This is a genomic window from Calothrix sp. CBUCES-K 9914 (assembly GCF_059640475.1).
Map to the genome: position 1 here is coordinate 1 of NZ_JBXXZH010000461.1, position 3,625 is coordinate 3,625.

General features: G+C 38.6%; 4 protein-coding genes and 1 pseudogene. 3 read left to right on the top strand and 2 right to left on the bottom strand.

The features are described 5' to 3' along the window. The first annotated feature begins 299 nt into the window (after window positions 1-299). Window positions 300-551 carry a hypothetical protein gene (locus AC2JBO_RS43835; protein ID WP_496959894.1) on the top strand — a complete coding sequence of 84 codons (252 nt, stop codon included), beginning with the start codon at window positions 300-302 and terminating at the stop codon, window positions 549-551. 195 nt (window positions 552-746) lie between these two features. On the opposite strand, the pseudogene AC2JBO_RS43840 reads toward AC2JBO_RS43835, so the two are convergent. Then, window positions 747-885 (bottom strand): annotated as a pseudogene (locus tag AC2JBO_RS43840) (IS982 family transposase); the annotation flags it as partial. A 134-nt stretch (window positions 886-1,019) separates the two neighbouring features. After that, window positions 1,020-1,922, bottom strand: a complete 903-nt coding sequence (locus tag AC2JBO_RS43845; protein WP_496959895.1) for a LysR family transcriptional regulator — start codon at window positions 1,920-1,922, stop codon at window positions 1,020-1,022. Window positions 1,923-2,226: 304 nt separating this feature from the next. On the opposite strand from AC2JBO_RS43845, the gene AC2JBO_RS43850 reads away from it, so the two are divergent. Next, on the top strand, window positions 2,227-2,976 hold the full coding sequence (locus AC2JBO_RS43850; protein WP_496959896.1) for a class I SAM-dependent methyltransferase: 750 nt from the start codon (window positions 2,227-2,229) through the stop codon (window positions 2,974-2,976). Between the two features lie 2 nt (window positions 2,977-2,978). Further along, window positions 2,979-3,599, top strand: coding sequence for a sulfite exporter TauE/SafE family protein (locus AC2JBO_RS43855; RefSeq protein ID WP_496959897.1), 621 nt, complete (start codon window positions 2,979-2,981; stop codon window positions 3,597-3,599). Window positions 3,600-3,625 lie beyond the last annotated feature (26 nt).

Genomic DNA, 3,625 nt, shown 5'->3' on the forward strand with positions numbered 1-3,625 from the left:
CCCTGTTTTACCTCACCGCGTCACCGTGTCAGCCCCTTTTAGGGTTTTCTTAGTGCCATTCGGATTGAACCCCCAACCCCCCTTCCACGTGGCAGGGCTGTTTCATTCTAAAAAGAATAAATCCAGGCGCCTATAAATCAACCGTTACCGAACAAGATTTTGGTGGTTGATTAACCAAAAAATCATGGTTATAGCTTTTATCTCTAGAGAATGAAACAGCTCTGGGGTTGTTATACAAATCAATTCGTTTAGTCAAATATAGTGACTATATTGCAGAGCGGAACAAAAGCAATCTCGGCGTGCTTGAAAATCTTCAAGTGCATCCAAATCGCCAAGTATTTTTAGTTGAAATACATGCTCCTAATGGGCTTGAATTGCCAAACAAAATGCCAGGAATGAAAATGGCGCTACCAATTGGCATAAATCAATCGACTAAACTAGCGCAAGAATCTCAAACAACTAAGCTTAAAAAGGCTAAAATAATTCATGTGTTTGATGCCGAGACAGGGGATATTTTGGATGCCGATATTATTGGCGTTAATGAACTTTAGTTGCTAGACTGGTGTTTAGGTTAGTAAAAAAGGCGCCTTTTTTGTACGGATAGGCGCCTTTTTTATTTTTTCTGAGCCAATATTTTAAGCCACAGCTTGAGTTTTAATAATTTCTCTTTTCTAGGCAACTGTAATTTTAGAATCAGGCGCCTGTTCAGGTTGCTGTAATCCAGCACTCTCTATCACGGTGTCGATGCTATAATCAGTGTAACCAGCGTATACTTCGCTCCCTGAAGGTAGATTAAATGGTAAAGCGTTTAATGCTCGTACATCGCTGATTGCTACCAGACATCAATACAAACTCAATCAGAATTCCACTTTTTGTAGTTAATACATTTGGTTTTAGAGGAGGTGAAGCGTTGATTGTTGCGACTGCTACTCAAATACCAGAGCCTAACCTCATTTTAGGACTCATTGGAGTAACATGGAGCGCCAGCGCACTTTATAGAAGAAGAAAATAATGTAGTTCTAATAATTGTCTTTACTATCAAAAGAATTGCTAGTTTTTACTATATCTAAGAACTTTTTTACTGTTGGGGATATATCATTCCGGCGCCAGATTATATTGATAGCGACTTCAGTAACAAACTCTTCGATAAGTTTATAAATAACACCAGTACGCTGAAGATGCTGAAGTGATGAGGGAACTATTGCTACACCCATTTGTGCAGCAACTAAGCTGACGATTGTTTGCATTTGAATAGCTTCTTGCGTCACTATTGGATAAAAGCCAGCTTGTTGGCATAAACCAATAATGGCATCGTGAAGACCAGGTGAGAAGTTCCTTGGAAATAATATAAAATCATCGTTACTAAGAGATTTGATTGAAACACTCGTTTCTTTAGCTAATCGATGTCCTTCAGGTAACGCGACAATAAGAGGCTCTTTATATACAGTTTCGGTAGCGAATAAAGGTTCTTCAATAGGAGGACGTACAAAACCAATATCTATTTTACCTTCGCGTAAGAGGCGCCATTGTTCATCGGTTGTAAGTTCATGTAATTCTAACTTAACTCCCGGAACCAGAGCGCGGAATTTACGCAAAATTTCTGGTAACACATTATATGCAGTCGAACTGACAAACCCAATTACTAATTGTCCCGCTTCACCACGACTAGTTTGGCGCCCTGTTTGTACAGCTTGTTCTAGTTGCTTAAATATTTTCTGTACTTCTAATAAAAACGCTTCTCCAGCTTCGGTTAACTGTACTACCCGCTTAGTACGGTGAAATAGCTGGAAACCAAGCTCATCTTCTAATTGACGAATTTGCTGACTTAGAGGAGGTTGAGCTATATGTAACCGTTCTGCCGCGCGTCCAAAGTGTAATTCTTCTGCTAGGGTGACAAAGTAACGTAGATGTCGCAGTTCCATAAGTAGGGTGCGTGACGCTATCAACAATCTTAAAACGAAGCGAGTATCTAGTAGCGCCACGCACCTTACTAGATAATTTGTATAAGTAATATTATATATATATTAATATATTGTTAAAAATATATTGGACATTTATTTATATATTATTTACTCTTGTTAATACAAGCACCGTTTACGGCGCCGTATAAAAATAGTCATAATCTTAGGTTGGTGCGTGACGCTACAAGTCTTGTAACTACGTTGAAGTTTTGTCGTAGCGTCACGCACCCTACGAAAACAGAAGAAAAATATAGGAATTAGATTTATGCTCCAAAATACTTGGAACGCAACCCTTTATGAGGGTAAACATGCGTTTGTCTGGGAATATGGTGAAGATTTACTCAACTTACTGTCCCCGCAACCTGGGGAAAAAATCTTAGATGTTGGCTGTGGTACAGGACAACTTGCTGCAAAAATAGCTGGTACAGGCGCCATAGTTACAGGAATAGATGCTGATGTAGCAATGGTGGAAAAAGCAAAGCTAAATTATCCAAATTTAGAATTTACAGTAGCAGACGCGCGCTCATTCCGATTTGATACAGAATTTGATGCAGTATTTTCAAATGCTACGTTGCATTGGATACCAGAACCGGAAGCAGTAATTAATTCTATCCATCGTGCGTTAAAGCCTAAAGGTCGCTTTGTTGCAGAATTTGGTGGTAAAGGTAATGTCAAATTAATCACAGATGCACTGTACCAAGCCAGTAAAATAAAATCACCATTATCTTGGTATTTTCCCAGCATTGGAGAATACACGACTCTATTAGAAAAGCAGGGTTTTGATGTTAGCTATGCAGTACTATTTGACCGTCCAACACTTTTACCTGATGGAGAAGCAGGTTTGAGAAATTGGCTAACTATGTTCGCTACCAGATTTTTTGGTAACTCTACACAACAAGAAATAGAAGAAGTTATGCAATCAGTAGAGGAACAGCTTAAACCTATCCTATATAAAAACGGAACTTGGACAGCTGACTATCGGCGCCTGCGAGTTATAGCTCTAAGGGAGAGTTAATAATGTTATCAAATTTATTTTTATTTGCCGTTGCTATAATTGCAGGTGCCATAAATGGTGTTGCTGGAGGAGGAGGGTTAATTGCATTTCCAGCTTTAATGTTCGTTGGAATTCCACCAATACCAGCAAACGCAACGAATACAGCAGCAATGTGGGTAGGTACTGCTGCAAGTACATTTGCTTATCGTCAAGATATGACAATTAGTAGATGGGAATTTTTCACACTGACTATAGCAAGCGTTTTAGGAGGAACTCTTGGTTCATATATACTGTTACATACATCTTCTAAAAGCTTTGCTGGCTTAATTCCATATTTAATGCTGACTGCTACGTTATTATTTGCATTTGGGAAGCGAATTAATAGCTGGTTGCAGAATCGTTTTAAATTACCAATGTGGCTAGTAATTGGCTTGCAGTTTTTAATTGCTATATATGGAGGATTTTTTGGTGGCGGCGGTGGTATTGTTATACTAGCTATTTTAGAAATGATGGGTGTTAAAAGTATTCATACAATGAATGCTGTAAAAAGCTGGCTAGCAACGACTTTAAACGCTTGTGCTTTGCTTTATTTTATGAAAGCAGGCATTATAGCGGTTCCCAGTCACATGAGGTATAATAAGTAAATTAGGTAGTGCATCTCAAAAAAAGT

Bases quoted from the DNA above. Each gene is read 5' to 3' on its own strand.
- AC2JBO_RS43845 (WP_496959895.1), bottom strand. From the start codon at position 1,922: ATGGAACTGCGACATCTACGTTACTTTGTCACCCTAGCAGAAGAATTA.
- AC2JBO_RS43855 (WP_496959897.1), top strand. From the start codon at position 2,979: ATGTTATCAAATTTATTTTTATTTGCCGTTGCTATAATTGCAGGTGCC.
- AC2JBO_RS43850 (WP_496959896.1), top strand. From the start codon at position 2,227: ATGCTCCAAAATACTTGGAACGCAACCCTTTATGAGGGTAAACATGCG.